At 60.5% G+C, this 18,213-nt stretch carries 22 protein-coding genes and 1 tRNA gene; 12 read left to right on the forward strand and 11 right to left on the reverse strand.

The features are described from left to right. From NW807_RS06030 to NW807_RS06045, 4 genes are all read left to right on the forward strand, one after another. Positions 1 to 350, forward strand: a 350-nt coding sequence (locus tag NW807_RS06030; RefSeq protein ID WP_414425557.1) for a nucleotidyltransferase domain-containing protein, incomplete at its 5' end; no start/stop codon positions are given. Beyond that, complete coding sequence (locus NW807_RS06035) at positions 334 to 759, forward strand: HEPN domain-containing protein (RefSeq protein ID WP_414396324.1); 426 nt, start codon at positions 334 to 336, stop codon at positions 757 to 759. The genes NW807_RS06030 and NW807_RS06035, both read left to right, overlap by 17 nt. Continuing rightward, entirely contained in the window at positions 740 to 2,080 is a 1,341-nt protein-coding gene (locus NW807_RS06040; RefSeq protein ID WP_414425558.1) for a DEAD/DEAH box helicase family protein, read from the forward strand. The genes NW807_RS06035 and NW807_RS06040 overlap by 20 nt, the downstream gene beginning before the upstream one ends. Further along, complete coding sequence (locus tag NW807_RS06045) at positions 2,061 to 3,569, forward strand: hypothetical protein (protein ID WP_414425559.1); 1,509 nt, start codon at positions 2,061 to 2,063, stop codon at positions 3,567 to 3,569. The genes NW807_RS06040 and NW807_RS06045 overlap by 20 nt, the downstream gene beginning before the upstream one ends. On the opposite strand, the gene NW807_RS06050 is transcribed toward NW807_RS06045, so the two are convergent. Together NW807_RS06050 and NW807_RS06055 are read right to left on the reverse strand one after the other, a co-directional pair. Further along, the gene (locus tag NW807_RS06050) at positions 3,521 to 3,832 is read right to left on the reverse strand and encodes an Arm DNA-binding domain-containing protein (RefSeq protein WP_414419933.1); all 312 of its coding nucleotides are present in this window, start codon (positions 3,830 to 3,832) and stop codon (positions 3,521 to 3,523) included. The two genes, NW807_RS06045 and NW807_RS06050, sit on opposite strands and share 49 nt — an antisense overlap. Before the next feature lie 153 nt (positions 3,833 to 3,985). Next, positions 3,986 to 4,070: transfer RNA gene (locus tag NW807_RS06055), tRNA-Ser, on the reverse strand. Between the two features lie 147 nt (positions 4,071 to 4,217). Here NW807_RS06055 and NW807_RS06060 point away from each other — a divergent pair. The 5 genes from NW807_RS06060 (at position 4,218) to pdxA (ending at position 8,085) form a co-directional block, all read left to right on the forward strand. Further along, entirely contained in the window at positions 4,218 to 4,772 is a 555-nt protein-coding gene (locus tag NW807_RS06060) for a hypothetical protein (RefSeq protein ID WP_414425560.1), read from the forward strand. A 3-nt stretch (positions 4,773 to 4,775) separates the two neighbouring features. After that, complete coding sequence (locus tag NW807_RS06065) at positions 4,776 to 5,213, forward strand: SRPBCC family protein (protein WP_414425561.1); 438 nt, start codon at positions 4,776 to 4,778, stop codon at positions 5,211 to 5,213. Positions 5,214 to 5,250: 37 nt separating this feature from the next. Next, positions 5,251 to 5,832 carry a peroxiredoxin family protein gene (locus tag NW807_RS06070; protein WP_414396314.1) on the forward strand — a complete coding sequence of 194 codons (582 nt, stop codon included), beginning with the start codon at positions 5,251 to 5,253 and terminating at the stop codon, positions 5,830 to 5,832. 302 nt (positions 5,833 to 6,134) lie between these two features. After that, positions 6,135 to 6,620 carry a hypothetical protein gene (locus NW807_RS06075; RefSeq protein ID WP_414425562.1) on the forward strand — a complete coding sequence of 162 codons (486 nt, stop codon included), beginning with the start codon at positions 6,135 to 6,137 and terminating at the stop codon, positions 6,618 to 6,620. 412 nt (positions 6,621 to 7,032) lie between these two features. Further along, on the forward strand, positions 7,033 to 8,085 hold the full coding sequence (gene pdxA, locus NW807_RS06080; RefSeq protein ID WP_414425563.1) for a 4-hydroxythreonine-4-phosphate dehydrogenase PdxA: 1,053 nt from the start codon (positions 7,033 to 7,035) through the stop codon (positions 8,083 to 8,085). On the opposite strand, the gene rpiA is transcribed toward pdxA, so the two are convergent. The 8 genes from rpiA to NW807_RS06120 form a co-directional block, all read right to left on the reverse strand. Further along, positions 8,042 to 8,734, reverse strand: a complete 693-nt coding sequence (gene rpiA, locus NW807_RS06085) for a ribose-5-phosphate isomerase RpiA (protein ID WP_414396308.1) — start codon at positions 8,732 to 8,734, stop codon at positions 8,042 to 8,044. The two genes, pdxA and rpiA, sit on opposite strands and share 44 nt — an antisense overlap. Positions 8,735 to 8,764: 30 nt before the next feature. After that, a complete protein-coding gene (gene rimO, locus NW807_RS06090; RefSeq protein WP_414425569.1) occupies positions 8,765 to 10,084 on the reverse strand; it encodes a 30S ribosomal protein S12 methylthiotransferase RimO in 1,320 nt (439 codons plus the stop codon). 229 nt (positions 10,085 to 10,313) lie between these two features. After that, positions 10,314 to 11,129 (reverse strand): cobalt ECF transporter T component CbiQ, encoded by an 816-nt coding sequence (cbiQ, locus tag NW807_RS06095; protein WP_414425564.1) that lies wholly within the window; start codon positions 11,127 to 11,129, stop codon positions 10,314 to 10,316. Next, positions 11,116 to 11,760 (reverse strand): cobalt transporter CbiM, encoded by a 645-nt coding sequence (gene cbiM, locus NW807_RS06100; protein WP_414425565.1) that lies wholly within the window; start codon positions 11,758 to 11,760, stop codon positions 11,116 to 11,118. The genes cbiQ and cbiM overlap by 14 nt, the downstream gene beginning before the upstream one ends. 2 nt (positions 11,761 to 11,762) lie before the next feature. Beyond that, positions 11,763 to 12,296: a carboxypeptidase-like regulatory domain-containing protein gene (locus NW807_RS06105; protein ID WP_414425566.1), complete on the reverse strand. Its 534-nt coding sequence runs from the start codon at positions 12,294 to 12,296 to the stop codon at positions 11,763 to 11,765. Between the two features lie 59 nt (positions 12,297 to 12,355). Continuing rightward, the gene (locus NW807_RS06110; protein WP_414406100.1) at positions 12,356 to 12,481 is read right to left on the reverse strand and encodes a hypothetical protein; all 126 of its coding nucleotides are present in this window, start codon (positions 12,479 to 12,481) and stop codon (positions 12,356 to 12,358) included. A 261-nt stretch (positions 12,482 to 12,742) separates the two neighbouring features. Beyond that, positions 12,743 to 13,546, reverse strand: a complete 804-nt coding sequence (locus NW807_RS06115; RefSeq protein ID WP_414425567.1) for an SH3 domain-containing protein — start codon at positions 13,544 to 13,546, stop codon at positions 12,743 to 12,745. 153 nt (positions 13,547 to 13,699) lie between these two features. Beyond that, a complete protein-coding gene (locus tag NW807_RS06120) occupies positions 13,700 to 14,071 on the reverse strand; it encodes a hypothetical protein (RefSeq protein ID WP_414396293.1) in 372 nt (123 codons plus the stop codon). A 268-nt stretch (positions 14,072 to 14,339) separates the two neighbouring features. Between NW807_RS06120 and NW807_RS06125 the strand changes: the two genes are divergently transcribed. Continuing rightward, positions 14,340 to 15,056: a response regulator transcription factor gene (locus tag NW807_RS06125; protein ID WP_414396291.1), complete on the forward strand. Its 717-nt coding sequence runs from the start codon at positions 14,340 to 14,342 to the stop codon at positions 15,054 to 15,056. 35 nt (positions 15,057 to 15,091) lie between these two features. On the opposite strand, the gene NW807_RS06130 is transcribed toward NW807_RS06125, so the two are convergent. Next, positions 15,092 to 15,970 (reverse strand): ABC transporter ATP-binding protein, encoded by an 879-nt coding sequence (locus NW807_RS06130; protein WP_414406098.1) that lies wholly within the window; start codon positions 15,968 to 15,970, stop codon positions 15,092 to 15,094. Between the two features lie 218 nt (positions 15,971 to 16,188). On the opposite strand from NW807_RS06130, the gene NW807_RS06135 reads away from it, so the two are divergent. After that, entirely contained in the window at positions 16,189 to 16,467 is a 279-nt protein-coding gene (locus NW807_RS06135; protein WP_414412026.1) for a hypothetical protein, read from the forward strand. 75 nt (positions 16,468 to 16,542) lie between these two features. After that, on the forward strand, positions 16,543 to 18,081 hold the full coding sequence (locus tag NW807_RS06140; RefSeq protein WP_414425568.1) for a TM0106 family RecB-like putative nuclease: 1,539 nt from the start codon (positions 16,543 to 16,545) through the stop codon (positions 18,079 to 18,081). Positions 18,082 to 18,213 lie beyond the last annotated feature (132 nt).

The raw sequence follows: 18,213 nt of genomic DNA on the forward strand, positions 1-18,213 counted from the left end.
GAGAGCCTGAAGGTCGTAAAAGTGGATCCATGATGGACGAGCAAGCTCTGCAAGAAATTGTTCAACGAATCGTGGCAGTAGCGCAGCCCAGCCGCATACTTTTGTTTGGTTCCTATGGCCGTGGCGATGCCGACGCTGGCTCTGACGTGGATCTCATAGTGGTCGAACCAGAAGTGCCCGACCCGTATAGCGAAATGATCCGCTTGCACAAAGCTGTAGGCTCGCTTGGCCCAGGGATCGATCTGCTGGTTTATTCTGAGGCCGAATACCAACGGCGCAGTCAGGTGCCGGGCACGGTGCTGTACTGGGCACGCAAGGAGGGAAGAGCCCTCTATGAAGCCCCATCTTGAAGAGGCCTGGCGATCCCTGCGCTTGGCGGATCGCGACCTCAAGGCATTTGAAGTGTTGAAAAAAGACCCCGAGGTTCACCCTGCTATCCTCTATTTCCATGCCCAGCAAGCGGTAGAGAAATCTCTCAAGGCAGTCTTGTTTGCCCAACAGATTGAATTCACACGCACCCATGACCTGGTCAAGCTAGCGCGTCTGCTCAACGACCGGGGCATTTCGTTGCCGGTTGGGGAAGATCAACTCCGTCAACTCAACCCCTTTGCTGTTGCCTTTCGCTACGACGACACAGAATTTGCGCCTATTCCCCAACAAGAGGTGGCAAGTCTGCTGACAGAGATTCGCTGTTGGGCAGCGGAAGAAGTCAGTGCAGCAACGGAACGGGAGAAAGGCGATGGCCCGGACTACGATTGACCGCTTGATTATCAACTCGCCCTACGAAGAGCCGAAATACCACTGGCACTACGACCGCCAGACGCGCACCTTCGAGCTGGTAGAGGGCCGCCGCCCGGCGGGCTACGTGGTGGCGACTCCCGGTTCAAAATCTTTCGACGATCCGGGCATCTTCGTCGAGATCCCGCTTGTCAACCAAATTCGACCCCGCGTCAAAGCCTGGCGCGAGGCGGGCTATCCCGGCGTTACCACCATCACCAGGCGGCTCTTGGAGTACTGGCACGACCCCGAGGAGTTCGACAGACGTCGCTTTTTCTTTTGCCAGTTGGAGGCGGCAGAGACGCTCATTTGGCTGACCGAGGCGCCGCCTGCCGAGCGGGTGGGCATTGAGATCCCAGGTGACGGCGGGGCCTTCTTGCGTCGGTGCTGCAAGATGGCAACGGGTACGGGCAAGACCATCGTGATGGCGATGGTGATTGCCTGGCACATCCTCAACAAGGTGGCCAATCCCCAAGATGCGCGCTTTTCGAAAAACGTGCTGGTCATCGCGCCGGGACTAACGGTGAAGCAGAGACTGGCTGTCCTCGAGCCAGCCGCTGAGGGCAACTACTATGAGGTGTTTTCCATCGTGCCCCCCGCCTTCCTCGATAAGCTTCGCCAAGGGAAGGTATTGGTGCGCAACTGGCACGCCCTGGCTTGGGAGAGCGAAGAGCAAATCAGGGAGCGCAAAAGCGTGGACAAGCGCGGCGTCAAAAGTGACGAAGCCTATGCCCGTGAAGTTCTAGGCGAGATGGCAAATGCTTCCAATCTGCTAGTCATCAACGATGAGGCGCACCACGCCTGGCGCGTCAACCAGGAAGCTGAAGGGAAGTCCTTGCGCGCTCGCGACCTGAAAGACAGCGCTGCGGAAGCCACAGTCTGGGTAGGCGGGCTGGATCGTCTGCATCGCTCACGAGGCATTCTGACCTGCTACGACTTTTCCGCCACCCCTTTTGCACCATCGGGAAAAAAGAGCAGCGAGGAGACCCTGTTCGGCTGGATTGTCAGTGATTTTGGCCTCAACGACGCAATCGAATCCGGCTTAGTCAAGACGCCGCGTGTGGTGGTGCGCGACGACGCCGTGCCGGACGCCAAAACCTACAAATCCCGTCTCTACCACATCTACAACGACCCAGAAGTCAGAGACGACCTCAACCGCCGCGCCGAACCCCACGAGCCGCTGCCGGATCTGGTGCTGAACGCCTATTACCTGCTGGGCTACGACTGGCGTGAGACATGGAGAGCCTGGAAAGCGGCCGGCCTGCCCACGCCGCCTGCCGCCTGTGATGATCACCGTCTGTAACCGAACTGAGACAGCAGCGCGGGTCAAGCACGCCTTCGATTCGCGGAGCATTCACATCGACGAGCTATGCGACCCGGAGCGAATCCTGCATATCGACTCGAAGGTGCTAGAAGAGGCTGAGGCAAAGGAAGAGTCCGCGGTAACAGTAGAGGCGTCGAACGAGACCGAGGAGGGGGAGGAGGAAGAGGCACCCGTCGAGCGCAGGCTAACCAAGGCAGAACAGGCGGAACTTTTGCGGAAGATCGTAGATACGGTTGGCAAGGTGGGGCAGCCAGGCGAGAAGATCCAGAACGTCATTTCCGTCGGGATGCTGAGCGAGGGCTGGGACGCCAAGACGGTGACGCACATTATGGGGCTGCGGGCCTTTACCTCGCAACTGCTGTGCGAGCAGGTTGTAGGCCGGGGCCTGCGCCGCACATCCTACGAGATCAACCCACAGACCGGGCTGCTTGAGCCCGAGTACGTCAACATCTTCGGCGTGCCTTTCACGTTCTTACCGCATGAGAATAGCGGAGATGGCCCGCCACCGCCGCCAACGCCCAAGACTGCGGTAGAGCCGGATCCAGCCAAAGCGGAGTTTGAGATCCGCTGGCCGAATGTGGTGCGTATCGAGCGCGTACTTCAGCCAGTATTGACTCTTGATTGGTCGAAGGTGCAGCCCTTGGAGCTGAACGCGGCCCAGACACCGCAGGTGGCCGAACTGGCACCAATTCTCGAAGGCAAGCCAGACGTAACTCAAATCAGCCGCATCGAACTGGAGCAGTTGGCCCGGGAGTTTCGCACCCAGCGCATCATTTTCGAAACTGCCCGGAACGTGTTCGATCAAATCAAGCAAAGCTGGAAAGGCAGTCGCGAAATCTTGCTGGCGCAGTTGGTGCGGATTGTGGAGCAGTTCATTCGCTCTGACCGCATCTTGATCTCCCCACCTCTTTTTTATCAGGACGAACTGCGCCGTCGGTTGATCATCACCCTCAACATGTCACGGATTGTGCAACATGTGTGCGAGGCGGTGCGGCAGGAAAACACAGAGCGGCTTACTCCGATCTTCGACCGCGATCACCCTATCCGCTCGACGGGCCAAATGCGTACCTGGTACACGAGCAAACCCTGCCAACGCACGCGCAAGTCACACATCAACGTCTGTGTCTACGACAGCACCTGGGAGGCGTCGGACGCTTTCGTCCTGGACAATAGCAGTGCCGTGAGCGCCTGGGCAAAAAACGACCATCTGGGCTTCGAGGTGCCTTACGTCTATCGTGGCGTGGTGCGGAAGTATCGGCCAGATTTTCTTGTGCGGCTTGCCAATGGCGACATGCTCATTCTGGAAACGAAGGGACAGGACACTGAACTAGACCGGGTGAAGCGGTGCTATCTCGAGGAGTGGGTGCAAGCCGTCAATACGCATGGCGCGTTCGGTCGCTGGCAGTGGAAGGTGGCCCGTCACCCAGGCGAGATACGGGACATTTTGTTGCAAAGCCTAGAGCAGTAGGAAGCTGGAACCCGAAAGGCTTGTGAACGTGTTGATAGCAGCCAACTGCTGGGCCCCCCGTACATACTGCGGCCCTCTCTCAGAGGGATGTACGGATATTCGCCAAGACTGAGCCGTCTTTCCTGGCCCCGGAATCGGTAGCGAAACCGCCAGAGCCTCGACCCGTTGGGCTTCACCTCCAAGTACAGCCCTTCTTTGTCTGGCAACTGGTAGGGCTTGTCCTTGGGTTTGGCATTCCTGATAACTATCTCCGACAGAGCCATGTCCCGCCCTGGCTTTTGTGTCCCTGGTCATGTCCCACTTCAGCCCGGATTACAGTGGATTCTGTCAGTCTATCTTGGACACTGAAAAGCCTGGAAGCCCTTCTAGACAAGGGCTGGCTGGATCTGGGTGGATGTCATCGGACTACGTGGTAACGGAGAGGGTGGGATTCGAACCCACGGTGGCTTGCGCCACGGCAGTTTTCAAGACTGCTTCCTTAAACCACTCGGACACCTCTCCACCCTATCCCTGGCAGGGATCTGCAGCCTTACCTATCTTAGGCTCTGCAATTGCCTTTGTGCAGCCGGGGAGCCACCCCCCTGACAACAACTTGTGAGCAAGAACAGGGATCCGCTATAACCCACCTGAGGGATCCCTGGCTGACCGATGAGAGGACACTTTTGCCCAGCCCAGGTGCAACTTCTAGCTTGTCTGGCGCCGGTATTGCTGACCGCCTGTCGACTCCTGCCGTCTACAGAACCTCCTGCCGCTGCCCAGCCGGATCCAGTGCTGCGCCACATCGGTGAAGATGGCACCCACTTTGAGGCTTCTGTGGGCGACACCCGCGCTCTTCCTCCCCACTTCCCGCAGCAGTTGCGCCTGCCCAACGCCACCGTCGTCTCTTCCGGGCAGATTTGGGATCAGGAGGGGGGATTGGCTTCCTTGATCCTGAAGACCTCTCAGCCTCTGGAGGAGATTGCCGCTTACTACCGCCGCACCCTCTGGGGCCGGGGCTGGGATCCCCTCTCCGATGTTGAGCAGGCCAACGGCATCCGCACGCTAGTGTTCGAGTCTCCCCCCCGCCCCGACAGACCACTCCAGCAGGCAGTCATCCAGCTGGGATCCCCTCGCCGCGGGCCGGATCAGGTGGAGTACCGCGATATCTTGATTTTGCTGAGTACCATTGCCCCTGTTGGCGAAGCGCCGCCTGCTGCTCCTTAGAGCATGCCCGTCTATACCCAAGCAATTGCAATTGCCGCTGGCGTGGCCCAGGTGGAGCGCTGCCTAGTCGACCCCGAGCTGATGCGGCGCTGGCTTAACCCCCTTTTGGGATGTGAAGCCTTGGGATCCCCCACGGGACAATTGGGTAGCCGCTACCGCTTTTTCCTACGCCTGCCTCTAGTCTCCCCCAGCTTGGACTGCGTGATTGTCGAGCGCGCCGAGGGCCTGGTGGAGTGGCAGTTCGAGGGTTTTTTTCAGGGCACTGACCGCTGGGAGTGCCACCCCCAAGCGTCGGGGACGCTCTTGGTCAACCGCTTTGAGTTTTGCATCCCCAACCCCTGGGTAGCGGCAGGGTTTCATCTCGTGGCAGCAGAGCTGACCCGGCACGACATGCGGGCGCAACTGCGGCGGCTAAAGGCAGTAGCCGAGGCTTTGGGTTAGGCTGGTGGCAGGGAGTAAAGAAACGTAAAAAACTGCCATGACCAGCAACAGCGGCTTGTTCAACCGTCGCTTCTTCGAAAACTTCATCCCCCAGCCAGCCAACAACTCTCTGCAGATTGGCGAGCTGGCTCCCGACTTTGAGCTGCCTAACGTGCAAGGGGATCCCGTGCGCCTGTCAGACTACCGCGGCCACAAGCCGGTGGTTCTGGCCTTTACCCGCATCTTTACGGAAAAGCTCTTCTGCCCCTTCTGCTACCCCCACATCCAGGAGCTGAAGGCCCGCTACGAAGAGATCCGGGCGCTGGGAGCAGAGCTGCTGATGGTTACCAGCACCGACCCGGTGCAAAGCCAACAGATCCAAGCCGACCTGCAACTGCCCTATCCGCTGTTGGTGGATCCAGAGTGCAAAACTTTTCGGCTCTACGGCGTTGGCCAAGCCCTAGGGGCGCCCCTGCCGGGCCAGTTTGTTGTCGATCGCGAAGGGAGGCTGCGCTATAAGCACCTCTTCTCCTTTGCCGAGCCCAACGCCAGCACCGACGAAGTGCTGCGGGTCTTGCGGGAGGGGCTGACCAGCGGCTGGGACGGGACTCGTCGCGTGGCTCCTGTGCCCTTTTTCTAAGCTGCTGTTTCTAGGCAAGCCTGGAAGAGGGTGGAAAAGGGGTGGTCTTTGCGCGGCTGGCCCGGAACAGCGCCCGGCAGGCGGAGATCCTGGGACTACATGCGGCGCTTGCTCTCCTTGGGCAAGGCGGAAGAGCCGCAACTGCCGCCGCCTCTGGTGCTGCGCAACATCCTGGTGGATTTGGGGCTGGTTGACGTGAAGCTAGGCCAGTTGCTAAGCACCCGCCTCGATCTGCTGCCGCGGGAGTACATCGAGCCCTCAGCAGCCTGCAGAGCAATGTGCCCCCTGTGCCCTGAAACGCGGTGGAGATCCTGCTGCGCCAGCAGTTGCGCCAGCCGCTGGAGCAGGTCTTCAGCAGCCTTGACACGGAAGCGGCGGCAGCGGGATCCATCCGGTTGGGCTCTGGTCGCCTCGCTCTCTTGGACTGCGGCATGATTGGGCGGCTGGATCCCCGCCCACAGCAGATTGTGCTGGAGCTGATTTTGGCTATCGTCAGCCTGGATGCCCAGCGCTGTGCCGAGCTGACTCTGGAACTGGCCCTGCCAGAAAGTCCTGGGGGCAGCCTGCGGGATCCCGCCGTCAGCCTGGCCCAACTGCAGAGGAAATACGAGCGTCTCCTGCAGCAGTACTACACCCTGAGTGTTGCCGAGCTGGATTTTAGCCAGCTCTTTTCCGAGATCCTGCAGGCGGCACGGCGCAACCAGATCCGCTGGATCCCTCGGTGCCGCCATCCTCTTGGCGCAAACCCACCGCTTTCAGGTCTTCTGGCTGAGCGAGCTGCTTTTTAGCGCCGCCAGCCTGTTGGGCCTGTGGCTTATCCTGAGCATCCTCCGCTCCGGTCGCCTGCGCGGCTAACCCCCAGACCTACGTATCCCTGTGCTTGGGATGTTTGCAAAACAACGGTATCAACGCCTTTGCGAGCGCCTCCAAAAATCCCGCAAAGGCCCATTTTTTCGTTACCCGCTCGATGCCTTGCGCTACAAGGCTTTCAGGCTCTCACCCCCCTCTCCAAGGCCACTTTTTGCCCTTTTGACCGACCCCCTTGCGAATGGGTCTTGTACCCCTTGCCCTGCTTGGCTTTAATGGGGGTAGAGTTCCTCCTTCGGGGAGACTCCTAGAAATTGGAAACCGAAGTGAACACTCTATTCCTAGCTCCCCCTTCGGGGGGATAAAAATTGGAAAGGAATCGGGAACGCCCCTGTGAGCCTAGTGCTGCCAAAGCTCGCCCTGACGTTGGGAGATCCAGCGGGGATTGGGCCGGAGATTGTGCTCAAGGCGCTGGCGGATCCCCAGGTGCAGGCCTGCGCCCAGATAACGGTGGTGGGCGAGCGGCAGGTTTTGCAGGCTACCTACCGTCTCTTGAAGGCAAAAGGGGTGACAGATCCCTTAGCTGACCCGGCAGGGATCCCCGTCCTAGAGTGCGGCAGCGGCTTCCACCTAGAGTTCTCTCGTGTGGGCCGGGGGGATGCCCAGAGCGGAGCGGCCAGCTTTGTCTACCTGAAAACGGCTGTTGAAGGGGCGCTGCAAAGCCTGTTCCAGGGGATCGTGACCGCCCCCATTGCCAAATACCTCTGGCACCAAGCAGGCTACCCCTTCCCCGGCCAAACAGAAGTACTGGCCCAGCTCAGCGGGCGCGAGCACTACGGCATGCTGTTTGTGGCCCGTTCTCCCCACAGCGGCTGGCAGATGCGGGTTCTACTGGCCACCACCCACATCCCCTTGAGCCAGGTGCCCCTCACCCTCACCCCAGAGCTGGTGCGTAGGAAGTTGGACTTGCTGGCGGGATCCCTGCGCGAGCTCTTTGGGATTGGCGATCCCGTAATTGCCGTGGCTGGCCTCAACCCCCATGCCGGCGAACGGGGGCAACTGGGTTCAGAAGAACAGGAGTGGCTGGCGGAGCTGCTAGGTACCTATCCCCACGCCAGAATCTGGGGGCCGCTCCCCCCCGATACGATGTGGCTAGCTCCCGCCCAAGCCTGGTATGGTCAAGGGTCTCCCGCCGTGGCCGATGCCTACCTGGCCCTCTACCACGACCAAGGCCTGATCCCGGTGAAGCTGCTGGCGTTTGACCGAGCCGTCAACCTAACCCTGGGGCTGCCCTTTATTCGCACCTCCCCTGACCACGGCACCGCCTTTGACATAGCTGGACAGGGGGTGGCCCGCGCCGAGAGCCTCAAGCAGGCAATCCTACTGGCAGCCGAACTGGCCCCTACGGCCGCCGCAGCGTCTCGATCCCTCCAGGGCCAGCAATAATGGCCTCGGTGGCCATGCCGATAAACAGGCCGTGCTCCACTACCCCCACCGTTGCTTTGAGTTGCTCAGCTAGCTTGGCTGGATCGGCAATAGGGCCAAACTGGCAGTCGAGGATGTAGTGCTGCTCGTCGGTGAGGTAGGGATCCCCGTCGGCCGTGCGCCGCAGCACCGCCTGGCAGCCCAGGGCTTCCACCCGCGCCAGGGTAGTCTTCCAGCCAAAGCGCACCACCTCCACCGGCACTGGGAAGCGCGTGCCTAGCTGCGCCACCTTCTTGGAGGCGTCGGCAATGATGATTAGCTCGGCGGCGCTGGCCTCCACCAGTTTCTCCCGCAGCAGGGCTCCCCCTGCCCCCTTGATGAGATTGAGGGATCCCACCTCAATTTCATCAGCTCCATCGATGGCCAGATCCAAGCGGGGCTGCTCTTCCAGCGTGGCCAGCGGGATCCCTAGAGAGCGGGCCTGTTCTGCCGTGCGCTCGGAAGTGGGCACCCCAATGAACTGCAGCCCCTCCTTTCGCATGCGCTGGGCTAGGGCGCTCACTGCAAAGGCGGCTGTGGAGCCCGTCCCCAGGCCCACCACCATGCCTGACTGTACCCGCTGGGCTGCTGCCTGGGCTGCCGCCTGTTTCAGCTCCTCAGAACTAGTCATCCTATTCCCGCTGGAGTCCAACTTGCTATTCTACCGCCCACTCCAACTAAAGCCCTGCGGCGCCTCCACCACCTGGCCGAAGAGATCGTAGGGCTCGGCCCGCGTAATCTGGACCGGCACCAGGGATCCCAGAGATCCCGGCCCGCGCACATACACCACCCCATCCACCTCAGGGGCAAAGCGGGGGGAGCGGCCAATCCACTCGCCCGTGCGGGGGTTTTCCTGCTCCAGGAGCACAGGCACCACCTGCCCCACCTGCTCGCGGTTGCGGCGGAAGGCGATCTCCTGCTGCAGCTGCATCAGGCGGGCGCGGCGCTCTTTTTTGACGCGCTCAGGCACTTGGTGAGGAAGGTGGTAGGCAGGCGTGCCTTCTTCGGGAGAAAAGGTAAACACCCCCACATGGTCAAATTGGTGGCGCTGCACAAAGTCCAACAGATGCTGGAAGTGCTCCTCTGTCTCGCCAGGAAAGCCGACGATGAAGCTGGTGCGCAGCACGGCCGTGGGTAGGGCCTGACGCAGCCGCTCGATCAACCGGTCGTTGACCTGGTCCTGCCAGGGGCGGTTCATGGCCTTGAGGATCTCGGGGTGGCTGTGCTGCAGCGGCAGATCCAGATAGAGCAAGAAATTGGGGGTCTCCTGAATGGCCTCTACCACTGCCGGAGTAATGCCCGTAGGGTAGGCATAGAGCATGCGGACCCAGGGAATAGGGATCTTGCCCAGAGCACGGATGAGCTCAGCCAGCCGCGGCTCCCCGTAGAGGTCGATCCCGTAGTTGGTGGTGATCTGGGAAATGAGAATCAGCTCCTGCACCCCTTCTGCAGCCAGTTGTTCGGCCTCCCGCAAGATGGACTCGATGGGGCGAGAGCGTTGCTTGCCCCGCAGGTGGGGGATGATGCAGAAAGAGCAGCGATAGTCACACCCCTCTGCCACCCGCAGGTAGGCCACTGGCGCGTGGGTAGTGCGATAGCGGGGGACAGTCTCATCGGCAATGTAGTCCAAGCTGGAGGTGACGGCATTAACCCGCTCTCCCCGCTCCACCCGCTCCATAACTTGGACGATTTGGTGGTAGTCGCCCGTGCCCACAATGGCCACCGCCTCTGGGATCTCCCGCAGCAGCTCCTCCTGGAAGTGCTGCGCCAAGCAGCCGGCGATGATGAGCTTCTTGCCCTGGACTGCCAGCTCCATCAAGGTGCTGACCGACTCCCGTCGCGCCGCTTCGATGAAGCTGCAGGTGTTGACGATGACGTAGTCGGCGCTTTCTTCATCCCCCTCCACCCGGTAGCCCGCCTGGGCCAGCAGGCCCATCATGTGTTCCGTGTCCACGCGGTTTTTCTCACAGCCCAGGTGCACAACGGCAACAGCCGGCGCTTCCTTTGGGGAGGCGGCAGGGCTGCGAGAGGGCGTAGGCAGAGCGGTTTCCAACCAGTTCATAGCCACAGGAGAGGCCGAGAGAATGGCAACAATAGACAACAAATGAATTGGGAAAATTGAGGCCTTCCTATTCTAGTTCTAGTTGGGTTTCGCTTCTAAAGGCGGGGAGGAGGACTGTCCACCTTGTCTAACTCCCCTGCCAACCAGCTCAATCGGGATAACCCCCAAATTGAACCCACACCAAGCCGAGAGCCACAGCCACCGCCAGCCCAGTGGCCGCCCAGCTCCAGGGATCTCCTGCCCTCTCTTCTGGGAGCAGAAGCGCTCTTCCATAGCCCCGTAGGCGCAGCGCCTGATAGACCCGCTCGGAGCGCTCGTAGCTGCGCACCAGGAGAGTGCCCACTGCAGCAGCCAGGAAGGGAAGGTCTTGTCGCAAGGCCAGGTCCGGACGCCACAGGGATCCCCGCGGTCGCCAGCCCCTCAGCCGAGCTGCCCGCTGCATCCGCTGCCACTGGGTAGCCACCTCCTGCAAATAGCGCTGGGTTAGCCAAGCCAGTTCCAGGAGTAGGTCGGGGATCCCCAAAGCCCCTAGGGCTGCCAACAGGGCCGGCAGAGGGGTGGTCTCCCCCAGCAGCATTGCCAGGGCCAACAGCGCCAGGCTGCGCCCGCCAAGGCAAAGCGCCCTCTCCAGCCCCTCCCAGCGCAAAGCCAAGGAGCCCCACTGCCAGAGGAAGGTCTCCCCAACGGCAAAAGGCAAGAAGAGGACGAAGGCTATCAACAAAACTCCTGGGGCGGCCAGCCGTCTTAGCCCTCGGCGCAGGGGCAAGCCGGAGAGCGCCCAAAGAAGAGCCACCAACACCCAAACTAGGGGTAGCAAGGCCAAGCGCTGCACCTGGGCAAAAGCCGCCATCAATGCCAGTAGGCCAACCACCTTGGGCAGAGGCCGCCAGCGGTGGAGCCAAGGGGAGGAAAAACTCCTGGAGGCGAGAGGCGGGCAGGGCAGATTAGCCTTAGAGCTTTTCATCCTCCCCCAAAAGCTGCGGCTGTACCCGCTGCAAGAACAGCACCACCCGACGGGTAAACAGCCCCTCCACCCCTGCCAGCGGCAGATGAGCTGCCATCAAGCCGGCCAGGGCCAAGCGCTCTGCGGACGTGGAAGGGATCCCCTCGCTGTACAGCGCCGCCAGCACCACGCCGTAAAATAGCAGCGCCGCCAGCACCACCCCTGCAGCTCCTGCCCAAAAGGCAGCCCAGCCCGTTCCCAGCCGCCGCCGGCTGGCTTGAAAGATCCCTCCTGCCAGAAGCGCCGGGATCCCCAAGATGGCGGCGTTGATCCCCAGGGTGGTCAGCCCTCCATGCCCAAAAGCCACGGCCTGAAAGAACAGGCCCACCAGGATGGCCGGGTAGGCCAAGACCCCCAAGAGCACGCCCATTAGGCCATTGAGCAGCAGGTGCAGGCTGGCTGGAGGAAAGGGCAGGTGAATGGAGGAGGCGACAAAAAAAGCCGCTGTCAGCAGCGCTGCCTTGGGGAGCTGGCGGCGGGGATCCTTTTCCAGCCGCTGCAGGCGGCCCAGGCTGTAGCCAGTGATCAAGGCAGTGACGCTATACCCTCCTAACCACAGCGGCGCTGGCAAAAGGCCCTCACTGATGTGCATGGCTAGTCCTGCCTTAGAGTAGCAGCGCCGACTTCGGAGCTTGGCCGTTCTCCACCCACAGAGGCGGCAGGGCGGGGCCGCAAGAAAAACAGCGCTGTGCCTAAGCAGCCCCAGATAACGCAGGCGGCCATGACCCCTCGCTGCAGAGGCCCAAAGCCAGGGGAGGAAGGGCTGGGGATCCCTAACGCCTCCCCAACCGGCACCTTCACCACTACGCCGTGCCCCGCCTGGCGAATGTGCACCTGCCACAGGCCCTTGAGCTCCGGATCCGGCTGCAGCCAAAACCGGCCCTGGGCGTCCGTCTGCCCCTCCTGCCAAGGAGTGCTGGGATTGCTAGGTGCAAACACCGTTACCTGCGCCGAACGCATCGGCTCGCCTGTATCGTAGCGGGCCTGGATCTCGAACGTGGGAACTGCTCGCCAAGAGGCCTCCACCCCGTGTCCCCAAGCCGGGGCAGCCAGAAGCAAGCCAAAAGCCAGCCAGCTCAGTTGCCAGTAAGAGTGGAAAAGGGTGCGACTTGGCCAGACTGGGTTCATCGCTAAGCAAAGGATAGAGGACAACAAAAGCCAACGGGACTTGAGGGCAAAGACCTACGTCAAGAACCCCGTCCTGCCGAGGCAATCAGGCGAACCCCAGCGCTGCCTTTGAGGCCGTCCTTGAAGGGCAGCCTGTCATTCCCAAACAGGTGGTCGAAGTGGAAGGCGGCTTCCCAGTCCGCCACCTGGCCTCCCGGACAAGACCCTTGTGCTCTTCTCCCACCTACTCGCCACAGACGAGGGCCAGCTCAGGACTGAACTTGAGCACACATGGGATCCCCTCCGCCTCCCTTTTTGCTGTTCAGGCTCTACCCTTGATCCAGAGAGAGTAGCCCTTCGACGGACCCTCCAGCGCCGGCATTTGTCGCTTGGCCCAGGCAGTCCTGCTCTACCGAACCACAGATTTCTTCACCCTTACAATCCCCCGCTGGGGCATCCCCCAGAAACTACTCCTGCGCCAAGTTTCCGGCCCGCACCCAACCTTCCTGCCCGTTCTGCCGCCGGATGCGCTGCCAGCGGCCATCGGCGCTGTATTCCAGCACTTCCACCACCTCGTTCATGGGCACACCACCGATGTAAGCTCCTTCCCGGTCGGGAGTGGCCCGTAGCGCTAGGCCAATCGGCTCAATTACCCGTCCCCGTTCACCTGGAGCAAGGCTGGTTTCTACCAGTGGCCGAATTGGCGAGGGGGTAGAGTTAGGCGTAGATTCAACCCTAGAAGTTGCAGGAAGTGGAGCCGAGGCAACTGCTGCTCCTTCCACGGGGCCCAGGTTGCCAGCGCGTACCCAGCCTTCCTGGCCGTTCAGCTCTCGCCGCACCCGTTGCCAGCGACCATCGGCGCTGTACTCCAGCACCGTCACTATTTCCCCCGCCCCAATTCCCCCTTGGTAAGCTCCCTCCACCGAGGGCTTGCTGCGGATGGCTAGACCCAGAGGCTCGATCACCCGCCCCCGGCTGCCAGGCGGAAAGGCAGTGGAATCAAGGCTGCCTACAGCCAGCGGAGACTCCCTCTGAGTAGGGCGAGCCGAGGGGGAAAAGGGCAAGCTTGTCGGTCTAGGCAAAGGCTCCACCCGCACCGCTCGAGGAAACTGCGGCACTGCAGGGGGAGCCAGCAGGGGGGCCATGAACTGCCACGCCTGCCAACCCAGAGCAGCCAAGGCCCCAACCGAGAGGCTCAGGGCCATTAGGGTGCCGAAGGGAAAACTCCCCACCGCGGGAGAAGAACGGCCTCGCACCGGGTAGTTAGCCATCCAAAACTCAGCTCCCAAAAGCCGAGAGTGAGGGCCTTGCCAACGCTTGCAAGCCCCAGAGCATCTCTAGTACTTCTTACTTCTAGTTTCGCCTCTGGGTGCTGGCTTGGGAAGCTATCTCCCAAGGGGCAAGCTCAGCAGCACGTTTAGCCTCTACTTGGTGAACATATTCTCCCAGTCGGTGGTGAGAATTTCGTGGCCAAAGGTCCAGCCGGCTAGGAGCAGGGGCAAGGCCAAGCCCAAGAAGCCGAAGAAACTGATTACCTGAGCAATTTGCCGCTGTGCCCTTTTCCTTTTCGGGTCGGGGATGTTACTAGCAGCTACCGTGAGCTTTGAGCAAAAGGCCACCACCACCGCCCCCGCTGGCCCCAGCACCAGCGATGGCCACAGCCAATCCGCTACCTGCGCATACTCGTAGGCCCGCGTGAACGGCATGATGACGAAACAGACCAGCTCTAGCACTCCCCAGGTGAAGAGGGCCACCTGGATATCCTTGCGAAAGACGGCGTTGGGATCGTAGTACATAAGCCTCTGGGAAAAACCCCCACCATGCCACTCTAAGGCCTGGCCGGCAAGTTGTTACTCCCCTTCTTTGCAGACAGCCTAACTGGAGTGGTTGCCACTCATTTGCCCAGGGACAGAGGCTCGAGGAAAGCCAAACAGCCAATTCAATAAGAGTCTGAAGCAGTCTGTTGTATAAATAAAACTGCCTGGGTTTGCCGCTTTCTGCAGCCCGGATATGTCCTGCTGGCAGAGCTTTTCTGCAGCCCTGTCCCCTCCTAGTTACCCCGCTATGTTCCGCATCCTTATTGTCGACGACGATCCCAGCATTTGCACGCTGCTCAAGCGGTATTTGCAGCGCCAAGGGTACACGGTCGAGGTGGCTGCAACCGGTGCCGAGGGCCTGCAGCAGTTACGTACTTTTCAGCCGGACTTGGTGATTTTGGATTTGAACTTGCCAGATGTCAGCGGCTACAGCCTCTGCCGGCAGATGCAAAAGGAGACTGGCGTGTATGTATTGATGCTAACCAGCCGAGTGAATCCTGCCGACAAGCTGCAAGGATTTCAGCTAGGCGCAGATGACTACCTGACCAAACCCTTCACCCTACCGGAGCTACAAGCACGGGTGCAGGCTATCCTGCGCCGAGGGCGGACGAAAGCCCAGGGAGGAAGCGCCCCCGTTCTAACCTTTGCCTCCTTGGTGATTAACCCAGAAACCCGGGAAGTCACTCGCGACCAGCGCCCCATTAGCCTAACGGCTCTAGAGTTTGACTTGCTCTACACCATGGCCCGCTACCCTGGACGGGTTTGGCGACGCGCTGAGCTGATCCGAGAGGTGTGGGACTTTAACTATGAAGGAGATGAGCGAGTCGTTGATGTCCACATTGGCCAAATTCGCAAGAAGTTAGAGACTGATGCCAGTCAGCCAGAGCTAATCCGCACCGTGCGCGGCGTTGGCTACAAGTTTGAGCCCCCCACTCCAAAGGAGGGAGGAGAGGAATTCAAATAGCCATAAAAGAGAGAGAGGTTGAGAGTAAAAGCGCGCTAATCCAGACGACGGCCTGTCAAGCGCACAAAGATATCTTCTAGGTTGGCAGGGCGCACCATCAGGCCGGTTTTGTCGGATTCAGCTTCCAACTGCCGCTGGGCCTCCGCCAAGCTGGGGAAAAAGGTGTAGCTCACCTCCTGTCCAGGTCGGGAGCGCACCAGCAGAGCTTCCCCGTACTTGGCCCGCAACTGACTAGGGCTGCCCAGCTCGATCAGCTTGCCGCCGTCCATGATGCCGATGCGGTCGCACAGCTCTTCGGCCTCCTCCATGTAGTGGGTGGTAACTAGCAAGGTCATCCCCTGTCGATTCAGATCCCGCAGGATCTCCCACAACAGCCGCCGCGCTTGGGGATCCAATCCAACCGTCGGCTCGTCCAGGAACAAGATTTGAGGCTGGTGCAGCAGGGCTCTGGCCACTTGCAGGCGCCGCTTCATGCCGCCGGAGAGGGTCTTCACCTTGTCGTGCCGCCGGTCGGCCAGCTTCACGTACTCCAGCCACTCGTCAATGCGCCGCTGCCGCTCCGGGTTGGGAATGTGGTGCATGCGGCCGTGGAACTCCAGGTTCTCCCAAACCGTTAGCTCCGCCTCTAGGGTAATAGGCTGCAACACCACCCCAATTTGCCGCCGCACTGCTAAGGGATCCCGCACCACGTCGTAGCCCCCCACTTGGATGGATCCCTGGCTGGGTCGCGTGAGGCTAGTGAGCATGCGGATGGTGGTGGATTTGCCGGCGCCGTTGGGCCCCAGCAGGGCAAATACCTCCCCCTGAAAGATCCGCAGGCTCAAGTCCTGAACAGCCACCTGCTGCCCAAAGCGCTTCCACACCCCCTGCATTTCCACTGCCGCCGGCTGGGTCTGGGGCAGAGTCGGGGCCATCGAAAGAGGGGTTGCAATCAGCTCCATCTGCAGTGTAAAGAAGTCTTTCTTCCCTAGCATACGCCAGTTGGGTTGGCCTTCTCTCCTGGGCAGCTGTGATCCTCCTCACTCGGAGCTTTCACCTCGCCCTTGTAAAATAATTGACATCCAGCTGAGGAGCGGGGCTAGGCCAAAGCTCTACCCGAAGCACCAAGCTATAACCATTCAGGCGAGGCGCTATGCAGACTAGAGACCGATTTGATCAGATTGACTTCCGCCTGGATCGCCTAGTCGGCGCTGTGTTGACCCTAGTTGAAGCCGTCAGCTCTATCAAAGACGACTTGTCCCAGTTAAAAGACATCGTTCAGCAGCAGGCGCGGATGACGCAAGAGCACAGCGCGTGGCTGGAGGAGTTCAAGGCCGTCTGCCAGCAGCAAGCTGAAACCGCCCAGCGCCAGGCCGCAACGGTTGAGCGCCTCATTGCCCACTTCTTGCTAGCTCAGCAGCCCAAGGCTTAAGGCATGTCACAATGACAGCAGAGCTGAGGTCATCCGCCCTTGGAGTTCCCGCTTGCACCAGCCCAGCAGGGTTCTGTGGACACAGAAGAGGTGCTGGCCTTTTTTCGCTGTCGTCGCCTGCCCTACTTGGATCGCTTTGGACCTCAAGAAGCCAAGCTGCCGCCGGAAAACCTGCTGGAGCAATGGCGTCGGGATCGCCAAACTCTGCAAGCTGCTGTGCTGGAGCAATTCCCGGGAGAAGAAGTTGCGCCGGGCAATGAAGCCCTTCTGGCAGCTATGGCAGCAGGGGCGGAGCGGATCTACGGCGGGCAGATTGTAGCAGAGCTGTTTTGGGAAGCTGAGGCGGAGCTTGCCAGCTCTGAAGTTGCCCTCGCCTCTTCCCCTGAGACAGAGCTTGAGCTCCCTGAGGACGACTCCACTAGGGCTGTTCCAGAGTTTCGTTCCGTTTGGGTAAGCAGCTCGCTGGACCTCCTGATTCGGGATCCCGCCCTTCGCAGCCAAGACCGGCCCGTTTACCTGCCGGTGCACATTCGCCTCGGCAAGCGCCCCAAGCCGGAGTACGAACTGTTGTTGACTTTGCAGGCCGAGTTGCTTGGATCCCTGGAGGGGCAGGTGCCCAAGCACGGCTTTCTAATTTTGAAAGACAAGGAATGGTACCCCGTCGAGCTAGATCGACGACGTGCTCAGGTGCGCCGCCTGCTGCAAGATTACCTGCGCTCCCTTAGTCGACCCGAGCCGCCCCAGGTGTTAATGGCCCGCAGCCGCTGTCATCTCTGCCACTGGCGGAACTACTGTCGGCAGCTAAACGCCACCACCCAGCCCCTCAGCCTGCTACCGGGTGTAACTAGATCCCGCTATCCCCTTCTGCAAAAGGCGGGGATCGACTCAATTGAAGCCTTAGCCAACGCCCCCCTGGAAACGCTGCAGGCCATTCCCCAGTTGGGAGCCCGCGTGGCCCTGCAACTACAGCTCCAAGCCCGCGCCACCCTCAGCCGCCAGCCCCTCTGGCTGCAATCCCCACCCCCAGCTCTGCCGACAGCGCCCGTGGAGCTGTACTTCGACATCGAGGCAGATCCCCGCCACAACGTTGCTTACCTGCTGGGCTTGCTCGTGGTAGAACAAGCAGAGGAGCACAAGGTTGTCAACTACTACAGTTGCCTAGCTGCCGAGCCACAGGAGGAAGGACAGGCCTGGCAACAGTTTCTAGAGTTGGTTCAACGTTACCCTGAGGCGCCCATTTATCATTTCCATGGCTTTGAAGTACAGACTTGCCGGCAACTGGGGGAGCAGTACCAAACGGATCCCCGAGAGGTGCAGCAACTGTTGGAGCGCTTTGTGGATTTACACACCTGGGTTCGGCGGTCGGTAGTGCTGCCCGTTGAGAGCTACTCCCTAAAAAGCATCGCCCGTTGGCTGGGGTTCAAGTGGCAACTACCCGAGGCCAATGGGGCTCACTCCATCTACTGGTATAGCCAGTGGCTGGAAACACGAGATCGCCGCTACTTGGAGCAGTCGCTCATCTACAACGAAGACGATTGCCGAGCTACCTATCACCTTAAAGCTTGGTTGAGTCAAAGTGCGGCTTTTGAGTCCAGTAGAGTAGAAACCGAATAGACTCTCTCCTCTACCTAACGAGACAGCAACTGCCTCCTCTCTTCCCGCAAAAAACCCCCACCGAGGGGTGTAGTAGGGTCTGGCACCGAGCTATTTTTCCGGAGGGTCACCCCTCCAGTAGGTTCGCCGCTG

Origin of the sequence: Synechococcus sp. R70.1 (assembly GCF_047461675.1) — a bacterium.
GTDB lineage: Bacteria > Cyanobacteriota > Cyanobacteriia > Thermostichales > Thermostichaceae > Thermostichus.